Origin of the sequence: Rhodococcus sp. MSC1_016 (assembly GCF_023667485.2) — a bacterium.
Taxonomy (GTDB): Bacteria; Actinomycetota; Actinomycetes; order Mycobacteriales; family Mycobacteriaceae; genus Rhodococcus_F; species Rhodococcus_F oxybenzonivorans.
This window is the reverse complement of the sequence record NZ_JAMOZI020000001.1, coordinates 3,624,953-3,644,801: the sequence shown is the minus strand read 5'-3', so window position 1 is coordinate 3,644,801 and position 19,849 is coordinate 3,624,953. Positions and strand designations below refer to the sequence as shown.

At 65.2% G+C, this 19,849-nt stretch carries 20 protein-coding genes; 7 read left to right on the top strand and 13 right to left on the bottom strand.

The genetic code is table 11. The features are described 5' to 3' along the window. Window positions 1-7 precede the first annotated feature (7 nt). The 5 genes from L1080_RS16805 to L1080_RS16785 form a co-directional block, all read right to left on the bottom strand. Window positions 8-1,474, bottom strand: coding sequence for an NAD(P)/FAD-dependent oxidoreductase (locus tag L1080_RS16805; protein ID WP_250776195.1), 1,467 nt, complete (start codon window positions 1,472-1,474; stop codon window positions 8-10). A gap of 384 nt (window positions 1,475-1,858) precedes the next feature. Then, entirely contained in the window at window positions 1,859-3,292 is a 1,434-nt protein-coding gene (locus tag L1080_RS16800) for a PucR family transcriptional regulator (RefSeq protein ID WP_250776193.1), read from the bottom strand. 296 nt (window positions 3,293-3,588) lie between these two features. Continuing rightward, on the bottom strand, window positions 3,589-4,362 hold the full coding sequence (locus L1080_RS16795; RefSeq protein ID WP_250776191.1) for a deoxyribonuclease IV: 774 nt from the start codon (window positions 4,360-4,362) through the stop codon (window positions 3,589-3,591). 533 nt (window positions 4,363-4,895) lie between these two features. Beyond that, window positions 4,896-5,375: a nucleoside deaminase gene (locus L1080_RS16790; RefSeq protein WP_250776189.1), complete on the bottom strand. Its 480-nt coding sequence runs from the start codon at window positions 5,373-5,375 to the stop codon at window positions 4,896-4,898. Window positions 5,376-5,378: 3 nt separating this feature from the next. Next, a complete protein-coding gene (locus tag L1080_RS16785; RefSeq protein ID WP_250776181.1) occupies window positions 5,379-6,038 on the bottom strand; it encodes a TetR/AcrR family transcriptional regulator in 660 nt (219 codons plus the stop codon). A gap of 148 nt (window positions 6,039-6,186) precedes the next feature. On the opposite strand from L1080_RS16785, the gene L1080_RS16780 reads away from it, so the two are divergent. Together L1080_RS16780 and L1080_RS16775 are read left to right on the top strand one after the other, a co-directional pair. Continuing rightward, window positions 6,187-7,710 (top strand): LVIVD repeat-containing protein, encoded by a 1,524-nt coding sequence (locus tag L1080_RS16780; protein ID WP_250776179.1) that lies wholly within the window; start codon window positions 6,187-6,189, stop codon window positions 7,708-7,710. Continuing rightward, window positions 7,707-8,321 carry a DUF305 domain-containing protein gene (locus L1080_RS16775; RefSeq protein ID WP_250776177.1) on the top strand — a complete coding sequence of 205 codons (615 nt, stop codon included), beginning with the start codon at window positions 7,707-7,709 and terminating at the stop codon, window positions 8,319-8,321. The genes L1080_RS16780 and L1080_RS16775 overlap by 4 nt, the downstream gene beginning before the upstream one ends. 62 nt (window positions 8,322-8,383) lie before the next feature. On the opposite strand, the gene L1080_RS16770 is transcribed toward L1080_RS16775, so the two are convergent. After that, a complete protein-coding gene (locus L1080_RS16770) occupies window positions 8,384-8,872 on the bottom strand; it encodes an FBP domain-containing protein (RefSeq protein WP_250776174.1) in 489 nt (162 codons plus the stop codon). 157 nt (window positions 8,873-9,029) lie between these two features. Next, window positions 9,030-9,671 carry a hypothetical protein gene (locus L1080_RS16765; protein WP_250776172.1) on the bottom strand — a complete coding sequence of 214 codons (642 nt, stop codon included), beginning with the start codon at window positions 9,669-9,671 and terminating at the stop codon, window positions 9,030-9,032. A gap of 110 nt (window positions 9,672-9,781) precedes the next feature. Between L1080_RS16765 and L1080_RS16760 the strand changes: the two genes are divergently transcribed. Beyond that, on the top strand, window positions 9,782-10,999 hold the full coding sequence (locus tag L1080_RS16760) for a hypothetical protein (RefSeq protein ID WP_250776170.1): 1,218 nt from the start codon (window positions 9,782-9,784) through the stop codon (window positions 10,997-10,999). A 28-nt stretch (window positions 11,000-11,027) separates the two neighbouring features. Here L1080_RS16760 and L1080_RS16755 read toward each other — a convergent pair whose 3' ends face one another. Next, window positions 11,028-11,321 (bottom strand): WhiB family transcriptional regulator, encoded by a 294-nt coding sequence (locus L1080_RS16755; protein WP_109328148.1) that lies wholly within the window; start codon window positions 11,319-11,321, stop codon window positions 11,028-11,030. Between the two features lie 383 nt (window positions 11,322-11,704). On the opposite strand from L1080_RS16755, the gene L1080_RS16750 reads away from it, so the two are divergent. From L1080_RS16750 to L1080_RS16740, 3 genes are all read left to right on the top strand, one after another. Continuing rightward, the gene (locus L1080_RS16750) at window positions 11,705-12,952 is read left to right on the top strand and encodes an alpha/beta fold hydrolase (protein ID WP_250776168.1); all 1,248 of its coding nucleotides are present in this window, start codon (window positions 11,705-11,707) and stop codon (window positions 12,950-12,952) included. A 273-nt stretch (window positions 12,953-13,225) separates the two neighbouring features. Continuing rightward, complete coding sequence (locus tag L1080_RS16745; RefSeq protein ID WP_250776166.1) at window positions 13,226-13,891, top strand: helix-turn-helix domain-containing protein; 666 nt, start codon at window positions 13,226-13,228, stop codon at window positions 13,889-13,891. Window positions 13,892-13,963: 72 nt separating this feature from the next. Then, window positions 13,964-14,560 (top strand): cupin domain-containing protein, encoded by a 597-nt coding sequence (locus L1080_RS16740; RefSeq protein ID WP_308202198.1) that lies wholly within the window; start codon window positions 13,964-13,966, stop codon window positions 14,558-14,560. Window positions 14,561-14,627: 67 nt separating this feature from the next. On the opposite strand, the gene L1080_RS16735 is transcribed toward L1080_RS16740, so the two are convergent. Beyond that, on the bottom strand, window positions 14,628-15,980 hold the full coding sequence (locus L1080_RS16735) for an ammonium transporter (RefSeq protein ID WP_250776162.1): 1,353 nt from the start codon (window positions 15,978-15,980) through the stop codon (window positions 14,628-14,630). Between the two features lie 192 nt (window positions 15,981-16,172). Between L1080_RS16735 and L1080_RS16730 the strand changes: the two genes are divergently transcribed. Next, entirely contained in the window at window positions 16,173-16,724 is a 552-nt protein-coding gene (locus tag L1080_RS16730) for a HutD/Ves family protein (protein ID WP_250776160.1), read from the top strand. Between the two features lie 45 nt (window positions 16,725-16,769). On the opposite strand, the gene L1080_RS16725 is transcribed toward L1080_RS16730, so the two are convergent. Genes L1080_RS16725 through L1080_RS16710 form a run of 4 tightly spaced genes read right to left on the bottom strand, consistent with a single transcriptional unit; the run spans window position 16,770 to window position 19,844 of the window. Further along, entirely contained in the window at window positions 16,770-17,345 is a 576-nt protein-coding gene (locus tag L1080_RS16725) for a TetR/AcrR family transcriptional regulator (RefSeq protein ID WP_250776152.1), read from the bottom strand. Continuing rightward, window positions 17,342-18,337 carry a heme-dependent oxidative N-demethylase family protein gene (locus L1080_RS16720; RefSeq protein ID WP_250776150.1) on the bottom strand — a complete coding sequence of 332 codons (996 nt, stop codon included), beginning with the start codon at window positions 18,335-18,337 and terminating at the stop codon, window positions 17,342-17,344. The genes L1080_RS16725 and L1080_RS16720 overlap by 4 nt, the downstream gene beginning before the upstream one ends. Then, on the bottom strand, window positions 18,334-19,311 hold the full coding sequence (locus L1080_RS16715; protein ID WP_250776148.1) for a PDR/VanB family oxidoreductase: 978 nt from the start codon (window positions 19,309-19,311) through the stop codon (window positions 18,334-18,336). The genes L1080_RS16720 and L1080_RS16715 overlap by 4 nt, the downstream gene beginning before the upstream one ends. Then, window positions 19,308-19,844: a dimethylamine monooxygenase subunit DmmA family protein gene (locus L1080_RS16710; protein WP_308202197.1), complete on the bottom strand. Its 537-nt coding sequence runs from the start codon at window positions 19,842-19,844 to the stop codon at window positions 19,308-19,310. The genes L1080_RS16715 and L1080_RS16710 overlap by 4 nt, the downstream gene beginning before the upstream one ends. Between the last annotated feature and the right edge of the window lie 5 nt (window positions 19,845-19,849).

Below are 19,849 nucleotides of genomic sequence, written 5' to 3'. Positions count from 1 at the left end.
AAACCTCCTAGGTTCTGGCTGTGGAACTTGCAATTGACGGTTGTGTCGAAGTGACGAGATCCCGGAGCGAAACGTCACTCGCTGCGAGCAGGTCCGCGGTCACAGGAATTCGCTCCGAGATGAGTCTCTTTGAGACGTTGAAATCGGCAGGTCGGTTGATTGTGTCCACCGCAAGCACTCGGTCACCCACTACGTAGAAGGCGCTGAAGGAACGGTCTTCGGGCCTTCCGCGTAACACCAAGCGGTCGTACCCTTCCGACAGGCCGACCATCTTCAGACTGAGGTCGTACTGATCGGACCAGAACCATGGAGCGCCAGTCGGGCGTGTCGGCTTGTCGCACAGTACGGCAGCGGCGTTGCGCGCCTGTTCGAGTGCGTTGGGGACCGACTCGACACGGACAAAGCGGTCGTACAAATGGCTGTACTGGCGAACACAATCTCCTACAGCCATGATGTGGGGATCGGCTGTGCGAAGGTCGTCGTCGACCACGATGCCGTTATCGACCTCGAGGCCTGCTGCTGCGGCCAATTCGCTGTTCGGTATCAGCCCGATACCAACGACGACCAGATCGGCGGCGAGTCGTGTGCCATCCGAGCAGCGAACTGTTTCGATGCGGCCGTCTCCTCGAGTCTCCAGCCCTTCTACCATGCAGTTGGTAAGGATATTGACCCCCGCCTCACGGTGAACGGCTTCGTAATATTCGGAGATCGGCTGTGCAGTAACGCGAGCAAGTACTCGGGACGCAGCCTCCAGCACGGTGACGGTCATGCCGATCCGGACGGCGGCCGCGGCCACCTCCAAGCCGATGTATCCGGCGCCGATGATAACGACGCTCCGTTGGGGGCGAAGTTCATCTCGAAGCGCGTCTGCATCAGTCCTTGTGCGGAGATAGTGGAGATTCGAGAGCTTCTGGGGAAGCGCGTCTGCGACCGGTAGCGTCCGCGGTCGGCCTCCCGTTGCAAGAATCAGTTCGTCGTAGCCGATCTCGGTACCGTCGGACATTGCGACCTTGCGATGCTTGCGGTCGATCGCCTGAGCGCGATGACCTGCGTGCAGGGTGATCGCACTGCGCTCATATGCCACGTCGCCACGCAGGTGCAATGATTCTGCGGTGATTTCACCCTTGAGGTATGTCTTCGAGAGGGGTGGTCGATGGTATGGCTGAAACCTCTCGTCACCCAGCAGGGTGATCGGTCCCTGCCATCCGGAGGTGCGTGCGGCAAATGCCGCTTCGGTACCACCGCAGCCATTGCCTATGACAAGCAGGTGTCGGTTCGACATCTGGAGGTCCCCTTCTCTGTTTTCTTTCGCGAACGAACCGGTCACGCGGGCGTCCGGGCTGTTGCCGGACGGTGAGCTACCCGTGAAGCGTTCTGTGCGCTGCTTTTGCAGCGGTAGCGTTGCTGGCATGTCGAATGAGGAAATCTTTCGTCTCCGAAAGGTCCTGGCCGCCTCCCGGCCCTGCGTCCACACATGTCGTCGCATTTCGCGTCGGCAGGATTGAAGTTGTTACTTAGACGCTAAGAGGGTGCCGGCGGCATATCACCGTGCTGCCCGCACACAGATTTGGTGCAGTTTTGTGCGCCCCATCACATTCGGTAACGGCTGTGTGGGTAGTCATAATCTGGGCTGCGTCCGACACTCACCGGCGTCGGCTGCATCGGTGCGCGACAGACCTCAGTTGCAGACTGGACGTGACCAAGGTGTCCGGCATGAGCGTGCGCGTTCAATCGACGAACCGGCACCGAGCGTGCGCAGGCGATCTCTTCCTCGCATAGCAGTACAGGAACCAGAGACGCCCGTCGCCGGTCGTCCGTCGTGTTCGATTGCCTCTCGGTGCCGGCTATAGGCCAGTAATCAGGATGTCCCGGCTTTGTCCGGGTCCGGAGCGAGCACCGCCCCGCCGAGCCAGAAGCACAACTCTAGAGCGTTCTCGAGTTCCAGCCGTCTTTCGCGCACGTTCCGGCCGAGCTGATCTTCGATTTTGTGGATCCTGTAGACGACGGAGTTCCGGTGCATGTGCAACTCAGTGGCGGTGGCGGCATAACTCCCACCGGCGCGAAGGAATTCACGCAGTGTAGTGCGTAGATCCTCGGCCGCCGGGTCATCAGCGGCCAACGGACCCAAAACGTCGGCGACCCAGGCGCGAGTCGCGCTGAGGTCGCTGCACATCAGCGCGACCGCGCCGATATCGGCAATGGAGATGATTCGTGGGGTCGGGACGCGCGAGGCCTGGGCAACAGTTCGAGCTTGATTGGCCTGCGAGTGAGTGCGGACGAACCCGGCGACGCCCTTCTGAGGTGTACCCACCGCCACCGAAACTGGCTGGTCCCAATTCGCTGTGATCGAAGCAAATTTCTCGAGGTCGAGGTTGTCTTGTTGTCCGAGCGGTAGCCAAGCCCATCCGGTGTGTTCGTCGCGCGGCTCGAACAGCGGGTGGCCAGAGATGCCTAGGTGCCCGGCGAGTGCAATGACCGCTCCTTCATGATGACTCAGTTCGTCATCGGGCCTTTCGCTCCGAACTGTCCACACGATCACCCCGATGTGGTATTGGTTGAGGCGGTAGCCGAGTGCTGCCTCGGCCGAGCCTATATCGATCGCTTGGTTGCCCAGTATGTCCTTGATACGTGCTGAGCGGGAGGCGCTTCGCCGAAGCCGCCATGCATCTCGCTCAGCCTCATACGTCGTCAACAAATTCTGGGCAATCAGGTTGACGTGGGCAGATACCAGTGTGGTGATCTCCAATGCCGCCTGTGCGGTTACGGCCGCGTCGGCACTGCGGACCGCCAGCTCCCGAAGGCACCATCGAACAACACTGTCCTGGTACAGGCGGTAGGCGTGCTCCAGTGCGGTGATCGGAATCTCGCGTTGGGCGAGTAGTCGGGCAAGTTCATTCGCAGGTTCGGACGGATCAACCTGATCGATCTCGATTTCGTGTCGAAGTATTCGCATGGTGATAGCGAAGTTGTGTGCGGCACCAGCGTTCAATTGTTCGACAATGGGCTCGTCGGCGGTGAATTCAGCGATCTCGGAGGTGAGTCGGGCGACGATCTCGTCCGCGATTTCCAAGAGGCTTCTGTCCGCGGCCCTTGTGATGGCGAGGATCACTTCGTGGACACCGATGCCCGAATATGCCACCCACTCGCCGACGCCGTCAGCTCTCTTCATCCGCAAACTCATTTCTCGAACGTGTGACAAGAATACTGACCGCCAGGCACCGAGGTTCGTCGATGGGCACCCACGTCGTGCTGGGGCGCGCCCCAGCGATTGCGATGGCTGCGGCTCGGCCATGATCTCGACCGACACAGTATCTGTTGACCGAGTCGTCCGCCGATGGCTTTGCATCATATGCATACCCGCCGGTTCAACCCGCACGAAGCTGCGACTCACCCAGATACGTTGGGAAGTACCAACCGGTTGACTGTATACGTGGCCAGTTCCGTGTGCAGTGATGCCGAGGTAACCCTGCTGTGGATCCACAGCAGGCGGTGTTGGAAGTCTGACAACTTCGGCCCGAACACGCGAACGTGGGAGAATGGGCCCTTGCGCGCAACCCCCCCGGCTCGTCCCGCGGTTAGCCATACCGTTTAGTGCCCGACCGTCTCCCGGAGAAAAGCCAGATCCTCGGCGAGTCCTTCACCCGGCGTTTCGAGGACCACGGGTGCGCCTGCCGTGCGGACGACCTCGGCGAGCAGTTCCGGGTCGATGGTTCCGTCGGCCAGGTTGGCGTGCCGGTCCCGCGCGGAGTTGAACTCGTCCCGCGAGTTGTTGAGGTGCACGAGGTCGATGCGTCCGGTGATGGCCTTGATGCGCTCGACCACACCCACCAGGTCTTCACCGCCGGCCCAGGCGTGGCAGGTGTCGAGGCAGAAGCCGGCACCGAAGTCGCCGACCTCCTGCCACAACCGGTCGATCGCGTCGAAGCGGCGGGCCATCGCGAAGTCGCCACCTGCCGTGTTCTCGATAAGGATCGGTACCGGGAAACCACCCTTGTCAGCTTGGCGCTCGAAGAGTTTGCGCCAGTTGACGATCCCTTCGTTGACGTCCTCACCGTCGCGGACGTGGCCACCGTGCACCACCAGCCCGAATGCGCCGATGTCTGCGGCGGCCTGAGCCTGCTGCGCCACGGCGTTGCGTGAGGGCATGCGGAGCCGGTTGTTGAGGCTCGCCACGTTGATCACGTAGGAGGAGTGGACGACGACGTCGATGGGACTGTCGCGGATCTCGTCGGTCCGCGGGTGCGTGGGCGGTTTGTTCCACTTCTGGGGGTCGGTGAGGAACATCTGGATGATGTCGGCCCCCAGTCGTTCGCCGTATCCGATCGGATCGTCGTCCTGGCGGACATGTGCTCCTATGCGCATGCACTCAGGGTAGGGGGTGGGTGTCGGGTGTGGGGCGCAACACCTGGCCGGGATGCGGGTCGATTCGGGATGCACGGACCCGGACACGCCGACACCCCTCGCTCCGTGTGCGGGGCGAGGGGCTCTGTGTCGGCTGGTCTTTGTCAGGCGGGCGGCGGTGGTGGCGGCGGCGGTGGAGGGGGTGGCTGCGACGGTCCGCCGGGCGTCGATGTGCAGAATTGGCAGCTGTCTCCGAGGTCCTTGGGTAGTGGCTTCGGATTCGGCTGATGGCAGTTGATCTTGCAGGGAGGCGCGGCGGAAGCCACAGCCGCCGGACCCACCATCCCGATCGACAACGCAGCGGCGGCTCCTACGAGCGCTGCGATCACGCGGGTTCGGGGTGAACGACTCTTCGACATCTGGTGTTCCTTCTCGGAGGCAGCGAGGGTGTCAGCTCGGCGTTTCTGACGTGATTCCATCTTGTGCGAGCGTGCTCGGTACTGATACCGACCCCGGGGTGAGGATCAGGCCACCCTGCGCAGAGCAGGCCTCCCTCAGTCGGCGACCCCGATGTCCTCGTTCCACAGTTCCGGCTGGGTCTCGATGAACTCGGTCATCAAGTCGATGCAGTGCTGATCGCGGAGAACCGTCACATCGACCCCGTGCTCCCGGAGCCATTCGTGCCCTCCGGTGAAGGTGACGCTCTCGCCGATGACGACAGCCCCGATGTTGAACTGGCGGATCAGTCCACTGCAGTACCAGCAGGGCGACAGCGTCGTCACCATGACGGTCGAGCGATAGTCACGCTGACGTCCGGCGGCCCGGAAGGCATCTGTTTCACCGTGCACCGAGGGGTCGTCGTGTTGGACGCGACGGTTGCGGCCACTGCCGAGGAGGTCTCCGTTTCCGGCGAAGAGGGCGGCGCCGATCGGGATGCCGCCTTCCCGGGCGCCCAGTTCCGCTTGGGCAACCGCGGTCGCGAGCAATTTTTCCGGATCGAGGGTGAGCCGGGTGGGCTTCGGCGACGTCGACATCCGTCAGCGCTCCGCTGTTCCGGAACTCTGCAGTATCGCTATCGCCGCCCGCGTCATCATCGGAGCAAGCGACGGAAGACTGTGCCCGTCACGCGCGCGCAGATTCGTGCGCAACAGTTCGTCGAAGCCCCCGACAAGTAGCCGCAGAAGGTCGTCGGGCAGGTGGGGGAGCGTGCGATCTTGCTGACGGGCGAGCTGATGAAGTCCGCGCATTCGATCGAGAAGACTGTCGAACATCGCCTCGCGGGCCTGCCGAAGCTCCGGGGTGGCGAACGTCTGCACAGTGAGGGCATACGCTGCGCCGGGTTGTGCGGCCAGGACTTCGAGGTAGCGCTGAATGTGGGCGCGCAGCTGTAGCTGCCAGGGCAGCGAGGTGTCTGTGGCCGCGTCGAGTTCTTCCGCCATGATCCGGGTCGCGAGCGCGCACACGGCGACGAAGCACTCACCCTTGTTCGCATAGAACTCGTAGAACGTGCGTCGGGACACGCGCGCGGAGGCGATGATGTCTGCCACTGTTGCTGCCGCGTAGCCCTTTTCGGCCAGCACGTCCAGGGCGGCGAAGTCGATGCGGTACCGCTGGGAGGCCGCTACCGCCGTCGGGTCGAGGCGATGGCGGCCTGCGGGAAGTGGCTCAATGGCTGTGGATCCTGCCGACTCGCGCATGATGTCAGGGTAGACGTGCACCGAGCCTGTTCGGCGTCGCCACACGTGCGGCACCGTTTCGGCGCCGGTGCCGGTGCGCGAATCGAAGAATTGAACTGTTTTCCAGAAACGCCGGTGTTTCTGGTGTGAAATACCTAGCATGTCGCGCATGGGTTCACACCGCTCGCACCGAGGTCGCCGGGTTGCCGCGTTAGCTGGAGTCCTCGCTGTCTGGCTCGTTGCCGCGCCCGCGGTCGCAGACCCGGTGACGGATTTCCTTTCCGTCCAACGCACAGCGGTCGATCGCGCCGAGTGCGGACCGGGGTCGGATCAGGAATCGGGGATGCAAGGGCAGGTGCCGCTCGCGGACCGCCGGAGTGGACGCAGCCAGCAACCGTACTCGTGCAACCTCGGACTGGTCGGCCAACTCCAGGGTCAAGGGGCGGGAATCGTCAGCGCCGCGTATGGCAACTGCGTGTATGTGGGATCGAATATTCCCACCCGGCTCGACCGCCCCGGCCCTGGCGTCCAGGTAGTGGATGTATCCGATCCGGCCCGCCCGCGGCACACCGGGACCCTCATCGAACCGCCGATGCAGGCAGGCACCTGGGAGTCGCTCAAGGTCGATCCGGGGCGCGGTCTCCTCGCGGGCACGGGCGTCGGACTACTGACCGGCATCGGTGGATTCTCGATCTACGATGTATCCCAGGACTGCACGCGCCCGCGGCTCCTCAATCCGGGGACGGGAACGCAGCTGTCGCTCCCGCTGCCGATCACGACGCACGAGGGCGGCTTCTCGCCGGACGGCCGAACATATTGGGCTGCAGGCACTGCCGGCGGCCAGTTGTCGGCTATCGACGTCAGTAACCCGGTCGAACCCCGCGTGGTCTGGACGGGCCTGACCGGTGTGTCGAACCACGGCTTCGGGATCACGCCTGATGGAAACCGCATGTATATCTCGACGCTGGCGGGCATCACCGTGCTGGACATCAGCGCCGTCCAGCGCCGCGCTCTCTTTCCCGTGGTGCCGCATGTGGGCCGCAGACTGTGGTCGGACGGTCAGCTGACGCAACACACCATCCCCGTCACTGTGGACGGCGCACCAGTCATCTTCACCGTGGATGAAGGCGGATCCGGTGGCGTGAAGGTGATCGACTCGTCCGATGATGCGAATCTGCGCTTGATCAACACGATCAAACTCGAGGTGAACCTGCCGCAGAACATGGACGTGTGGGCCCAGGACAACGGCGGCAACGGTGCCTTCGGTTACGACGCGCACTACTGCAGTGTGGATCGGCCCGTGGACCCCACCGCGCTGGCTTGCGGCTGGATCCAATCCGGTATTCGCGTCTTCGACGTCCGCGACCTGCAGGACATCAAGGAGATCGCGTACTTCGTCCCGCCGGGGCAACCGGACAAGGCCGGCCGGCTCGAGAACTCGACGCATGCGACCCTGGGATCGATAGTCGGCCTTCCGCTGATCGGATCGATCGCGGTTGCGCGGGCCGCGCTGGAGGGCGATATCAATGGAGCGGGCGCGGTCGGGCCGGGCACCCGGCCGATCGGAATCGACATGTCCAGCGATTGGTGCATGTCGCCTCCGGAGTTTCGCGGCGACCAACTCTGGGTGACGTGCATGGACAACGGCTTCCTGGCGCTGCAGTTCCAGAACGGTGTGTACCCGCTGACATGAAACGTCTTGCTCTCGCGGCCGTAGGCGTCGCGTGTGTCCTTCTCGGCGTGGTCGTCGGGGCGTGGTGGCAGCACCAGCCCGACCCGCCGCGCGCCGCCACTGTGTCGCTCGAACCCCTGGAAGTGGGCTTCGCGCAGGACATGTCGAGTCATCACCTGCAGGCGATCGAACTGTGTCACGCCCTGGCGTCTCCGCGTGAGCCCATGATCGATGCACTGTGCACGCAGATCACCTCCGCCCAGAATCAGGAGATCGGTGTGCTCAGCGGCTGGCTCATGTTGCTCGACCAACCGCAGACTTCCCCGCAACCGATGGCATGGATGGGAACCGGCCATCACCACTCCGGCGCCCACATGCCCGGAATGGCGAGCTGGACCGAGATGGACGAGCTTCGTCGGCTCACGGGACCCCCGGCCGAGACGGCGTTCCTTCAGCTCATGATCCGCCACCATCGTGGTGGCCTCGGCATGGCCTCCCACGCCGCCCAGCACGCCACCACGCGCGCGGTGGCGCAGCTGGCGACATCGATGATCAAAGAGCAGAGCGAGGAGATCGGCGTCATGGAGCCGCTGCTGGCAGCCCGCGGTGGGGAGCAGCTTCCGTACCCGTAGCGCTGGATGAGCCGTGCCCGAGTGGCCCGATGGGACACAGGTTCGGTCCGACTGCGCCGATGTCAGTCGTAGACGCGGGCGATAAAGGCGTTCACGTTGTCGCGGACGCGCACGATTCTCTCTTCTGGGGCGAGATCGTCCCGGTACTGCCTGCCGAGTGCTGGGCTCTTCTTCCTGCGTGCGTATAGCGAACACGCGAGATCAGCACACATATAGGTGCCGATCGAGTTGCCCCGGCGACCGGATTCTCCGGCCTTGTGTGCGGCCATGAGGGAGACGCCACCATTGGCATGTGTGGTCATGCAGATCGTGCACATCTGCGCCCGCCGAGACCCACCGGATTCGTAACGCAGAGCGACACCGACTAGCCGATCCTCCTGTGGCACGACGACATAGCACCGGCCAGGAGACGAGGGGTCACGCCATCCGAGGAAGTCGAGGTCGCCCCAGGGTCTGTCATCCAAATCTCGGGGGACGGGCAGCCGCTTGGCATCACCCTTGGAGCAGTTGATGAACGACAACCTGATGTCGCGTTCAGTGATGGGTTCCATGACGACGAAGCACTCCGTTGGTTGTTTCTGGTGGACAAAGCGAAGCGACCCTACGGACTGCGATCGCATCGAGCAACGGAATTACGAGGCGCGCCGTTGCTGCAGTGGCGACGAGCGCGGCGCTACGTCCACGCAATTCGACGAACCTCCGGAACTCTCACCACATGCGGAACATGCTGTCGGACAGGGTGAATCCGTGCCCGACGTCGCTCGTGCAGGTAACGCCCGTCGTCTCTTCGACGTGGCAGGTCAGATCGTTCACGCGTAGCGACCTGCCGTACGGGAGAACGGTGGCCGGCGAACCGCCCAGCGGGTAGTACCGCGGATCACCCGCACTGATGAACTGACCCGAGCGGGAACCGGTCACTTCGACGGCGTTGGGCGGCACCCGGATGTCGGGGGCGCCGGATCCGGGAACCTTCGGAGCCGACTCCGGCATCTGGCCGTGACAACCCGCCGTCGGGAGGTCGCCGCCGGTCAGGATCGCGCAGTGGAACTTGGTACTGGGCGTCGTGAAGTAGAAGCTCCCCGCCGCGGTACCCGCGTAACGCTGCGGATCGACTTCCCGGGTTCTCGTGGGTGCGCTCGTCCCAGCACTGGGAACCACGCTCGGAGTTGACGGGGCCGCACTCCGCATCGAAGTAGGGGGCGTCGACGTGGTCTTTTTCAGCGGGGTAGTGGCGGAAAAGGTGGTCGACGGGGCGGCCGCGGTATCGGCGGATCCGCTCACCGAGCCTGCGCACCCGGTCATCAGCAACGCCGTGGTGAGCAGCAGCACTGCGCGGACCGAGAGACTCATGCGGAGAGCTTAGGACTGCCCCCCGGCCGAAGCGGTCGCGGCGCGTCCGTCGACTTTCTGGGACAGTAGTGGGGAGCGATCTGCCCAGAAGCCGGTATCCAGGAGGTCCGATGTCGGAGAGCGGCCAGTCCCCGTACGGCGAGATCCCGCCGATGATCGACACCGACGAGGAGCGTAGGGCTCGGATTTCTTTCGAGGTTCGGCGTTGGTGTGAGCGAGCCACTATTTCGAGAACGCACCCGCCGTTGTCCGATCAGGCTGCCGTGCTGATCGCTGCCGGACACCTCGATGCGGCCACCCGGCAGGTGCTCGCGAACCGCCGTCGCACCGGCAGGACGATCCCATCGATCGGTGGGTTCGGTCACTTGCGTCTTCTGACGGACGAATACCACCAGGTCGTCCATCGTTGCGACACCCTGCGCCCCGGGCCGGCGCAACTGCTCTTCAAGTACCGCGCCACTGAACTCGCCAGGAAGTTGCAGGCATATCGGTCGGCAGTGGTGATGTCGACAGCGCATTACGGTAACGGTGTGCGGGCGATGCGCCGTGATCGGCGGGAGGGCGTGCATCTCGACCTCGAGCAACGTGATGCGCTCTTCCGTGCTCTGCAGCGGACGCCGACACCGTTGACCGGAAGCGCCTTCGAGCGGGCTGCGAAAATTGCGCGAGGTACCGCTGCGGAGCGGATCGGCCAGGCGTCGCAGAACACCGTGATGGCGGCGGCCGGAAGAAGGGTGGCCGACGCGCTCGGCCGCGGCGTCGACCTCGACGAAGACACCTTCGCCGACGGTTACGACACGCTCCTCTACCTCGCCGGAATGCTGTACGACAGGATCGACGGGTCCCCGGTGTGGCGCTCCGAGCACTTCGCTGTCCAGCGGCACCAACTCGACCTCGCCGACGAGCTGACGCAAATCGCTGTCGACACCGTGGCGTTGCGCGGCATTCGCTTCGAGCTCGACGACGCACTGCGCGTCACCCACTCCGACAGTGGTCGCCGGCAGATTCAACTCCGGCAGGCTGCACTGACGCCGGTGTGGGACCAGCTGGTGGACCGCGTTGCGGCGCTGGCACGCATCGGCGACCTGCTCTCCCGAGCCGAAGTGCAGTTGCGCTCCGTGCTGGCCGTCAACCGAGCGATGAGCCTGGACAGTCGAATCGACGACCTCATCTCCCGCTCAGGCGACCGGGAACTATCGGCCGTGAACACCCACCACGTGGGGGATCAGTTCGACGGAGTGGAAGAACTGATGCTCACCTACCAGTCGGCGCTGTACGGCGACATCGCTGAACTGACGGCGTGGTCGGGGAGCCCGGAGCGCAAATAGAGCCGCTAACCTAGGGCCGAGGTCGCGATCATATGGCGATGTCGCCTCGCCGGTGTTCGATGGCGGCTTGCCGCTCGGATTCGGACATTCCTCCCCACACTCCGAAGGGCTCCTCGACAGCCAGCGCATGCTCTCGGCACTGGACGATGACCGGGCAGCGGTTGCACAGCTGCTTGGCTCGCAGCTCACGCTGCTTCCGGATGCGCCCGCGCTGTCCGTCCGGGTGGAAGAACAGCGACGAGTCGACGCCACGGCACAAGCCATGCACCTGCCACTCCCACACGTCCGACAGTGGCTTGGGAAGGTCCGTATATGAAGGCATGTGAACTCCTCGATCGTGACGTGACGTAGGTGGCGGCGTTCTCGCCACCCGACGCTCACCCAGCCCGCACTGCTGGAGCGCGGTGAACATGTGAGGAAACCTGTACCCAGAAACGCGATGTGTCACGCACGCGTCAGAAAACTTTCACGGAGCGGCGTCGGGTGTTGCGTCTCGGCCGTCCGTGCCGTCACCGCGTTTCGAGCACGACCATGAGGCCGACGGTGGCCTCGCCCGCCGAGATGAAGAGTGGTCGCACGGTCTCGATATCTCTCGGCACAAGCCGCTACGGAAAGCTCCTCATGTTCAACTTCCGATCAACCGGGTAATCGGCTGCCCACGACGCCGGGGAACACACGCCGCGGCAGTTAAAGAAGGAAGAGCACATGGGCGAAGGGCACCCGATCGATCCAGCCAGCATGCTGGCCACCCACTTTCCGCGCGACCTCACCGATACGGTGATGAGCGACGAGTCGGCCACTGTGGTCCTCGACATCGCTGGTCACGGTCACTGGACCGTGTCGATCGACAGTGGTGTCGCGGACCTGCGCAGTGCAGACGGACCTCGCAAGCCCACGTGCACTATCCGGACCGACGCAGACACGCTCGCCGACGTCCTGATCGGCCGGCGCAGCGGGGTCGACGCGTTTCTGGACGGCGACCTCGTCACACGCGGAAGCCTTGCGACGGTGCTTCAGATCGGCGGGGCGTTCGCGCCGGACGTCGAGTTGTCGACGCGACCGCAGTCGCGGGAAGTCGACGCAGGTGGCGTGCGCACGGCCTACCTGGAGGCGGGCCGAGCCGACGCGCCTCCAGTCGTTCTCCTCCACGGCCTCGGTGCCACCAATGCATCCATGCTTCCGGTGCTGGCCGACCTGGCCGAGGACCACCGCGTCATCGCGCCCGACACCCCCGGGTTCGGTGCGTCGGAAGCACCGTGCTGGACCTACACCGCCCACCAGCTGTACTCCTGGCTTCGCGCTTTCCTCGATGCGGTCGATGCCCGCGGCGCCGTCGTCGTCGGCAACTCTCTCGGTGGCCGCCTCGCACTCGAGTTGGCCATGCACGATCCCGAGGCGGTCGCCAAGCTGGTCCTGCTCTGTCCGTCACCGGCGTTCCGCCGATTCCGGCAGTTGGTACCACTCGTCAAGTTGCTGCCCGTGGATGTGGCGCGCCTACCCGCGGCCCCCGTGCCGCGCCCTGTCGTGATGGCGGGCGTGAAGGCGATGTTCGCCGACCCGAACCGAGTGCCACAGAGCTGGTTCGACGCTGCCGTCGACGAATTCGAGATTGCCATGAGCTCCGGTGCACACCGTCGCGCTGCGCTGTCGGCCTTGTTCAACATCTACACCGAGGAAGCCTTCGGCGATACCGGGTTCTGGGGACGACTCCCCAACCTTCGGACACCGGCGTTGTTCCTGTGGGGAAGCGAGGACCGGCTCGTTCCGGCCAGCTTCGCTCGCCACGTCAGCGAGGCGATGCCTACCGCGGAATCAGTGGTGATTCCTCATTGCGGGCACGTTCCTCAGCTGGAGCTGCCCGCTCTGACGATGCAACTGGTCCGCGAATTCCTGAGCTCGGAACGCACTCCGAGCGCGCAGGCGTCGACCGAGTATGACTTGGCTCTGGGCTGAGCTCGGGAGCACTCCCGCATCAACACCAGTGGCCGGGTGTATCGCGCATCCGCTGACCGATCATGCGGTAGGCATGGCAACCGGCGAGATCGGCAAGTATGAGGGAGCACCTTAAAAACCGCATGCCCCACCACGGCGGGTGACATGCTTGGCCACGCGCTTGTGCCACATGGGTTTCGCCGTCGCCAACGGGTGATCTTGGCGGTCCAGCCGGCGAAGTGCCGGACGTTCCGGCAGTTTCCTGACAGTAAACAACGCTGCTAGGATGCGGAGGTGACGACTCGACCGGAGACCGGGATTCACCGCGACACGGGTGATCCTGCGCCCGTCGAGCGTGAGGTGCCGTCCGATACGCCGACCGGCCCTGATCTCGAGAAGGTGATCGGCAAGCAGGTGCGCGCCCTCCGCAAGGCCAGTGGGCTTTCCGTGGGGGACATGGCGGCAAAAGTCGGAATCTCCAAGGCGATGTTGTCGAAGATCGAGAACTCGCAGACGTCATGCAGTCTGTCGACGTTGGCGCGGCTGGCGGCGGGACTGGACGTACCCGTGACATCACTGTTCCGGGGTGCGGACACTGCCCGCGACGCCGTGTACGTCGAGGCGGGGCACGGTGCGGTCATCGTCGGGCGTGGGACCCGGGTGGGGCATCACTACGAGCTTCTCGGCGCACTGCGCGGGCAGCACAAGCGACTCGAGCCGGTGCTGGTCACGCTCACCGACGCCAGCGAGACGTTTCCGTTGTTCCAGCACGCAGGGACCGAGCTGCTCTACATGCTCGAGGGCGTCATGGTGTATGGGCACGGTGAGGCCGAGTACACGCTGCGGCCGGGGGATTCGCTGCTCCTCGACGGTGAAGGTTTGCACGGCCCCAACGATCTCGTGCGGTTGCCGATCCGATTTCTCGCGGTCACCGCATATCCCGACCACCACGAGGACTGACGGCGGTCATCGGGATTTCTACCTTCCTCCGCCTCCGCGCCGGGCGTAGAGTGGCGGTTGGTTCGAAAGGTCGTGGTTACGGTGTTAGCGACAGTTCAGATAGCGTCCGACGACGGGTCCGCGCTGCCCTTCGATCGTCTGGAGCCGGTTTACCTGGCCACCGCGGGCGCGATCGGGCTCTACTACTTCGACTACGGCACCGATGCGCGGATGAGCTCGGACGAGCTCGGCGACTTCTACCTCGTTCAGATTCCGCTGTCGGGTACAGCCCGAATTACCTCTGGCGCTGAGGAGTTCGATTCGACGATGTCGGTCGCGTCGATTCTGCAGCCGGGGCGCCCGGCGACCATGCAGTGGCATGAAGGGCAATCTCAGCTGATCATCCGTCTGGCGCGCCGAAATCTCGAGGAGCACTTGCAGGAAATCCTGGGGAGCCCACTCGCTGAACCGCTGATATTCGAGACGCAGATGGAACTCGGAAGCCCCGCAATCCGCGGCTGGCGTGAGGCGGTCGAGCTGCTGGAGCGCGAGGTGGCGAATCATGATCCGATTACTGCAGATTCGGCCGCCATGGAGGAATTCGACACGATCTTGCTGAGTCAGTTCCTGTCCGCTCAGCCGAACAACTACAGCGCGATGCTGCGGAGTCTGGCTCAGAGTTTGACCTAGCTGATCACACGGTGGCCTGCCCCGCGGAGTGCCGCGGGGCAGGCCACCGGCTGTGTCGAGACCGGAATCAGGCCTTGGCGGGGTCCGCCGCCCTGGTCGTGATTGCCTCCGCACTGAGCACCGCGTCGGTGCCGTGTTTCGGGGCGCCGGTCAGTCCGACGGCATCGAGGACGTAGGCCGTCTCACCGTGTACGGACACGTCGAGGCCGTCGTATTCGCTGTCCTGGTCGGCGCGGATGCCCATGAACTTCTTCAGCGCCGCGGCGATCACCAGCGTGACGATGAAGCAGTAGCCGACAACGGCTGCCACGGCGACACATTGGCGCCACAGCACGTCGACACCGCCGCCGTAGAAGAGTCCCGCGGCGCCGCTGGGTGCGGCCGGATCTGCGAGGAATCCGATCAAAACGGTGCCGAGGATGCCGCCGACGAGGTGCACGCCGACGACGTCGAGCGCATCGTCGTAGCCGAGCCGGTACTTCCAGGACACCGCGAAGCAGCAGACCGCACCGGCAGCGCCTCCGACGACCAGAGCGCCGAGCGGTGATACAGCGCCACAGGCCGGTGTGATGGCGACCAGTGCTGCGATCAGACCTGACGCGGCGCCCAGCGACGTGGCGTGGCCTTCACGCAGTTTCTCGACGGCCAGCCAGGCGCAGATGCCCGCGCACGCCGCGGCGACGGTGTTGAGAATGACGACGGACGCGCTGTTTCCGGCGGAGAGCGCCGAGCCGCCGTTGAATCCGAACCAGCCGAAGAACAGGATGCCGGCACCGAGCATGGTCAGGGGAAGGCTGTGCGGGCGCGGCGAGACGGGGAACGTCTTGCGGGCCCCGAGGACCAGGACGACGGCGAGAGCAGCCACGCCGGCGTTGATGTGCACGGCGGTGCCGCCGGCGAAGTCGATGGCGCCGAGGGTGTTGGCGATCCATCCGCCGATCACCGATCCGTCGGCGGAGTCGAACGCGAACACCCAGTGGGCGACGGGGAAGTAGACGAACGTTGCCCACAGTCCGGCGAACAGCATCCAGGCGCCGAATCTCATCCGGTCGGCGAGCGCACCCGAGATGAGTGCCACGGTGATGCCGGCGAACAACAGCTGGAAGCCTGAGATCAGCGCGGGCGGCAGTCCGGGTTCGGCCGGCGCCTCCAGCAGCGCGCTGGAGCCGAAGAACTCGAGGGGGTCGCCGAGGAGGCCGAGACCGCCGAGGGAGTTGCCGAGAACGGCGGAGTAGCCGAACACGATCCACAGCACCCCGACGACGGCGAACGCGCCGAACGTCATCATGGCCATGTTGAGCGTGTTGCGCACGCTGACCATTCCGCCGTAGAACATGGCCAGACCCGGCACCATGAGGCTCACTGCCGTGAAGGCCGCCAGAATCCAGGCGGTGTCGGCCGCAGCGACTGCTTCGTTCATAGTCGTCCACCTTGATCGAGGATGGCAGGACAGTCTAGGCGTCCGCCGTTGGGAATCAATGTCTATTGACAGTGAACCAAATCGGAGATTGCGAAAATAGTGCGCCGCGTGACGAATGCGTTAAGGATTGTTGTACCGTGTTGTCTAGAAACAAAGTATCGTGACAGTGGACCATCTCGGTGAGGGGAATCTGTGGCCGCAGTGCGCGAGGCCCGCATCATCCGGCGAGCGGATCACCGGACCACGCCGTGGGCCAACGGCGCGGGCACCACCGCGGAGATCGCCGCCGGTGCCGCGTCCCGGTGGCGGTTCAGTGTCGCGACGCTCGAGGCGAATTCGACGTTCTCATCGTTTCCCGGGGTGGATCGGATCTTCACGGTGATCGGCGACCATCCCGCGTCACTCGACTTCGGCGACGGCCCCACCCTGATTCCGCGCCTCAGTCCGACGGCCTTCGTCGGCGAGCGCAGCCCCGACTGCGTGACGGAAGGGCCGACCGAGGCGTTCAACGTCATGGTCGACAGGTCCACCACGGCGGCCTCCGTGGACATCGTCGACATCGGAGCGGCGCACGACGTCACCGCTGACGGGCGGCTTGCCGTCCTCGTCCTGGTCCTCGATGGGCGGCTGGCGACGGACCTCGGTCCCGTCCAACCGGGCGACTGTCTCCTCGTCGAGCAAGGGTCGGTGCGGCTGTCCGGGCAGGCGTCGGTCGTGGTGGCGGAGGTCCTCGCCTGCACGTGAGTGGCAAAGCGTACCGGGGCACACTTTGCTACTCACGTGCAGGGACTACCTCGCGCTCGAGAGGATTCGGCGCAGGCGCTCGATCGCGCGTTCGGTTGCGGGGCGGTCCTTCGCGATCAGCTGGTGCATGATGAATCCCTCGATCGCCGAGTACACCAGCAGGGTCAGGTCTTCGTCGGCGGTGATGCCCAGGCGGGTCAGCGCCTGCGACGTCGCCTCGATGTACGTGGCGTACAGGAGTTTTACGTGTGGGTCGAGGCGTGGCGTGCGTCGGGACTCGAGCATCAGCTCGTACTGGAAGACCTGGAGGTCGGGGTCCCGGGCGACGAGGTCGGTGAGGTGTTCGACGAAGTGGTCGAGGGACGATCCGGCGGCGATGTCGGCGAAGACGCTTGCACTCTTGTCCAGCGCGTAGCGGAGCGCGGCGTCGAGGAGGGCGTCCGTCGACCCGGCGCTGCGCAGGACGGCGTCGTCCGAGACGCCGGCCTCACGGGCGACGGCCTGCGTCGTCAGCCCGCGCAAGCCGTCGCGGGCGATCACGGAGACCGTCGCGAGAACGAGGTCGAGGGCCACCTGATCGCTGTGGGGCGCCGCCCGTCGCCGCCCGTCGGCCAGCGTCACGGTTCCACATTCCCGTGGTTCAGCAGCCATCTCATGCCGGGTTCCCGGGTGCGACTGATGCCCTTGTATTCGGCCATGTCCACCGGAAGGTCCTCGAGCACCCGGTACAGTCGCTCGCCCCATTCCGGAACGGTCGCGATATCGCGGAAGGGAAGCAGATACGTCCGGATCAGGAACATGACGGCGCCGGAGTGGGCGAGCCGGATCAGATGCTGCACTTCGGTTCTCAGGAACAGGCGGTCCCCGACGTCGTCGAGCGGGCCGTCGGCGAGGGTGCGCCGGTCCTTCCCCCACTCGGGGTAGGTCTCGGTCGACGTGTCGAGTTTGCCGTCGACGGTCAGCGTCCAGTTGGTGCGTCGGTAACTCTGGCCGGGCTCGAGCCGCATCAGGAAGTTGTGTGCGCGGATGATGATCTTCTCGCTGTGGACGCGCGGGACGGGGCCGTGGATCTCGAGGAAGCTCATGCCTACGTCGAATCCGAAGGACCAGTCCGCCGCGAACGTCACCAGTCCGGCGTCGCCCCACAGTTCGCCCTCACGCTGATCGAGCAGCACGACGTCCTCCTGGATCTGGCCGCAGATGTACACCAGCGGCGGCGCCGGCAACGTGTCGAGGTCGCCGAACACGAAGGTGTGCTCGATGCTGAGGAGGTCGTTCTTCCAGTACCACCCGTCCCCGCGCCGTGCGAGTGTCATGGTGTCGGGGTATTCGTCGGCGAGGGTGCGCATCAGCGTGAGCATCGCGTCCCAGGCGGCGGGAACCATGTGGGGCAGGCACTGGTGCCGCGACGGATCCGTGGCCAGAATGCGCTCACGTTCGGCGAGTTCCCGGTGGTAGTGGGCGTCGATGGCGATGCGGGTGTCACCCCAGCTGCCGGCCACGGTGTCGGTGGAGTGTCCGGCGGGCTCGACGTTGGTGCTGTAGCGGTACTGATCGCGGGGAAAGGGGAAGGGAAAGCGCGTGATGTCAGCACGCGAGTCGGTGGTTGTCACAGATCCAGCTCCAATCGGTCTCCTGCGGAACGTGATACGCACGGCATCATTGAATCTCCGGCGGCCTTCTCCTCGTCGGTGAGGAACAGGTCGCGGTGCTCGATCTCGCCGCCGCGAACCGACAGCCGGCATTCGCCGCATACCCCCTGCCGGCAGAGGTTCGGGACGTTGATTCCCTTGTCCAGCAACGCCTCGAGGAGGCTGGTGCCCGAGGGCACGGGAACGATCATTCCGGTGCGCCCGAGCGTGGCGGCGAAGGGCGTCCCGTCGGGCAGCGGACCCGCCCCGAACGCCTCCGAGTGCACGCGCCCCGGCGGCCAGCCGCAGTCGCGGGCCCACTCGGCCACCGCCGCGATCATCGGCGCGGGACCGCACGTGTAGACGTGGGTGCCGAGTGGCTGGTTGGCCAGTGTGGGGATGAGGCGGTCGGCGAGTTCTCCGGGCGTCGAGACGGTGATCATCCGGTCGCCGCACAGCGCCGCCAATTCGTCGGCGTGCGCCCCCGACTGACCGCGGAAGGAGTAGATCACTTCGAACGAGCGACCCCATTCGAGGGCGGCCCGGACGTGCGACAGGATCGGCGTGACGCCGATTCCACCCGCGACCAGCAGGTGGTGCCGCGCAGTGAGTACGGGCGCGAACGCACTCCGCGGACGGCTCGCCCGGATAGTCTGTCCCGGCTGAAGGTCGTGGACCCAGCGCGAACCCCCGTGGCCGTTCTCGTCGAGCCGGACCGAGATCGCATAGTGGTCCGGCTCGATCGAGGGGCCGGTGAGCGAGTAGGAATTGTGCCGACCCTCGGCCCAATTGACGGCGATGTGGCTGCCGGGGGTGAACGACGGCAGGGTGCGGTCCGCCGGGTCCACGAGCACGATGTGCCGGATGCCCGGGCACAGCAACCGTGCCTCGCGCACCGTCAGAGTGAGCCCTCCGGTGATGCTCTCGCCCGCAACTGTTTCGAGGGCCGTGGTCATGGCAGTTCCTCCGAATCGGCTCGATATCCCAAATAGGCGCTGTGGCGCCGGGAGTAGTGGTAGTAGACGGTGAGTTCGGCGGAACAACCCCCGCACCGTGTCCGGCCGCCCACAGGCACCGGCACGGAGGGCGACGTGGTGTGGCAGTGCGCGCAGAACACGTCGCGCACCGAGGCGTCAGGGTGGACGATCGCGGCGATCTCGGCGGGCAGCGCGCCCGCGGAGATCAGCCGAGCACGCACTGCCCCGACCATGTGCTCGGGGCCTGCGACGACGAACCGCCACCCGATGCGCGCCTCGGTCAGCAGTTCGTCGAGCCCGCCGAACCCGGATCCGACCCCGGCGTCGACGATCACCGTGCGAGTGGGAACGGGCGCCACGCGCTCGGACAGCGCGCGGAGGACCTGCGCGCCGACCGTGCGGTCCGAGACCAATACGTAGCGGGTGACGAGAGCGCCCGCTGCGAGGTCGTCGACGGCCGAGTAATCGGATCGCCACCGGGGGACGCTGGTCGACCTCATCGAAACCGCCATCGCGG

Coding starts and splice junctions, on each gene's coding strand:
- L1080_RS16800 (WP_250776193.1), bottom strand. CDS start 3,292: ATGGCCGAGCCGCAGCCATCGCAATCGCTGGGGCGCGCCCCAGCACGA.
- L1080_RS16795 (WP_250776191.1), bottom strand. CDS start 4,362: ATGCGCATAGGAGCACATGTCCGCCAGGACGACGATCCGATCGGATAC.
- L1080_RS16790 (WP_250776189.1), bottom strand. CDS start 5,375: ATGTCGACGTCGCCGAAGCCCACCCGGCTCACCCTCGATCCGGAAAAA.
- L1080_RS16785 (WP_250776181.1), bottom strand. CDS start 6,038: ATGCGCGAGTCGGCAGGATCCACAGCCATTGAGCCACTTCCCGCAGGC.
- L1080_RS16780 (WP_250776179.1), top strand. CDS start 6,187: ATGGGTTCACACCGCTCGCACCGAGGTCGCCGGGTTGCCGCGTTAGCT.
- L1080_RS16775 (WP_250776177.1), top strand. CDS start 7,707: ATGAAACGTCTTGCTCTCGCGGCCGTAGGCGTCGCGTGTGTCCTTCTC.
- L1080_RS16770 (WP_250776174.1), bottom strand. CDS start 8,872: ATGGAACCCATCACTGAACGCGACATCAGGTTGTCGTTCATCAACTGC.
- L1080_RS16765 (WP_250776172.1), bottom strand. CDS start 9,671: ATGAGTCTCTCGGTCCGCGCAGTGCTGCTGCTCACCACGGCGTTGCTG.
- L1080_RS16760 (WP_250776170.1), top strand. CDS start 9,782: ATGTCGGAGAGCGGCCAGTCCCCGTACGGCGAGATCCCGCCGATGATC.
- L1080_RS16755 (WP_109328148.1), bottom strand. CDS start 11,321: ATGCCTTCATATACGGACCTTCCCAAGCCACTGTCGGACGTGTGGGAG.
- L1080_RS16750 (WP_250776168.1), top strand. CDS start 11,705: ATGGGCGAAGGGCACCCGATCGATCCAGCCAGCATGCTGGCCACCCAC.
- L1080_RS16735 (WP_250776162.1), bottom strand. CDS start 15,980: ATGAACGAAGCAGTCGCTGCGGCCGACACCGCCTGGATTCTGGCGGCC.
- L1080_RS16715 (WP_250776148.1), bottom strand. CDS start 19,311: ATGACCACGGCCCTCGAAACAGTTGCGGGCGAGAGCATCACCGGAGGG.
- L1080_RS16710 (WP_308202197.1), bottom strand. CDS start 19,844: ATGGCGGTTTCGATGAGGTCGACCAGCGTCCCCCGGTGGCGATCCGAT.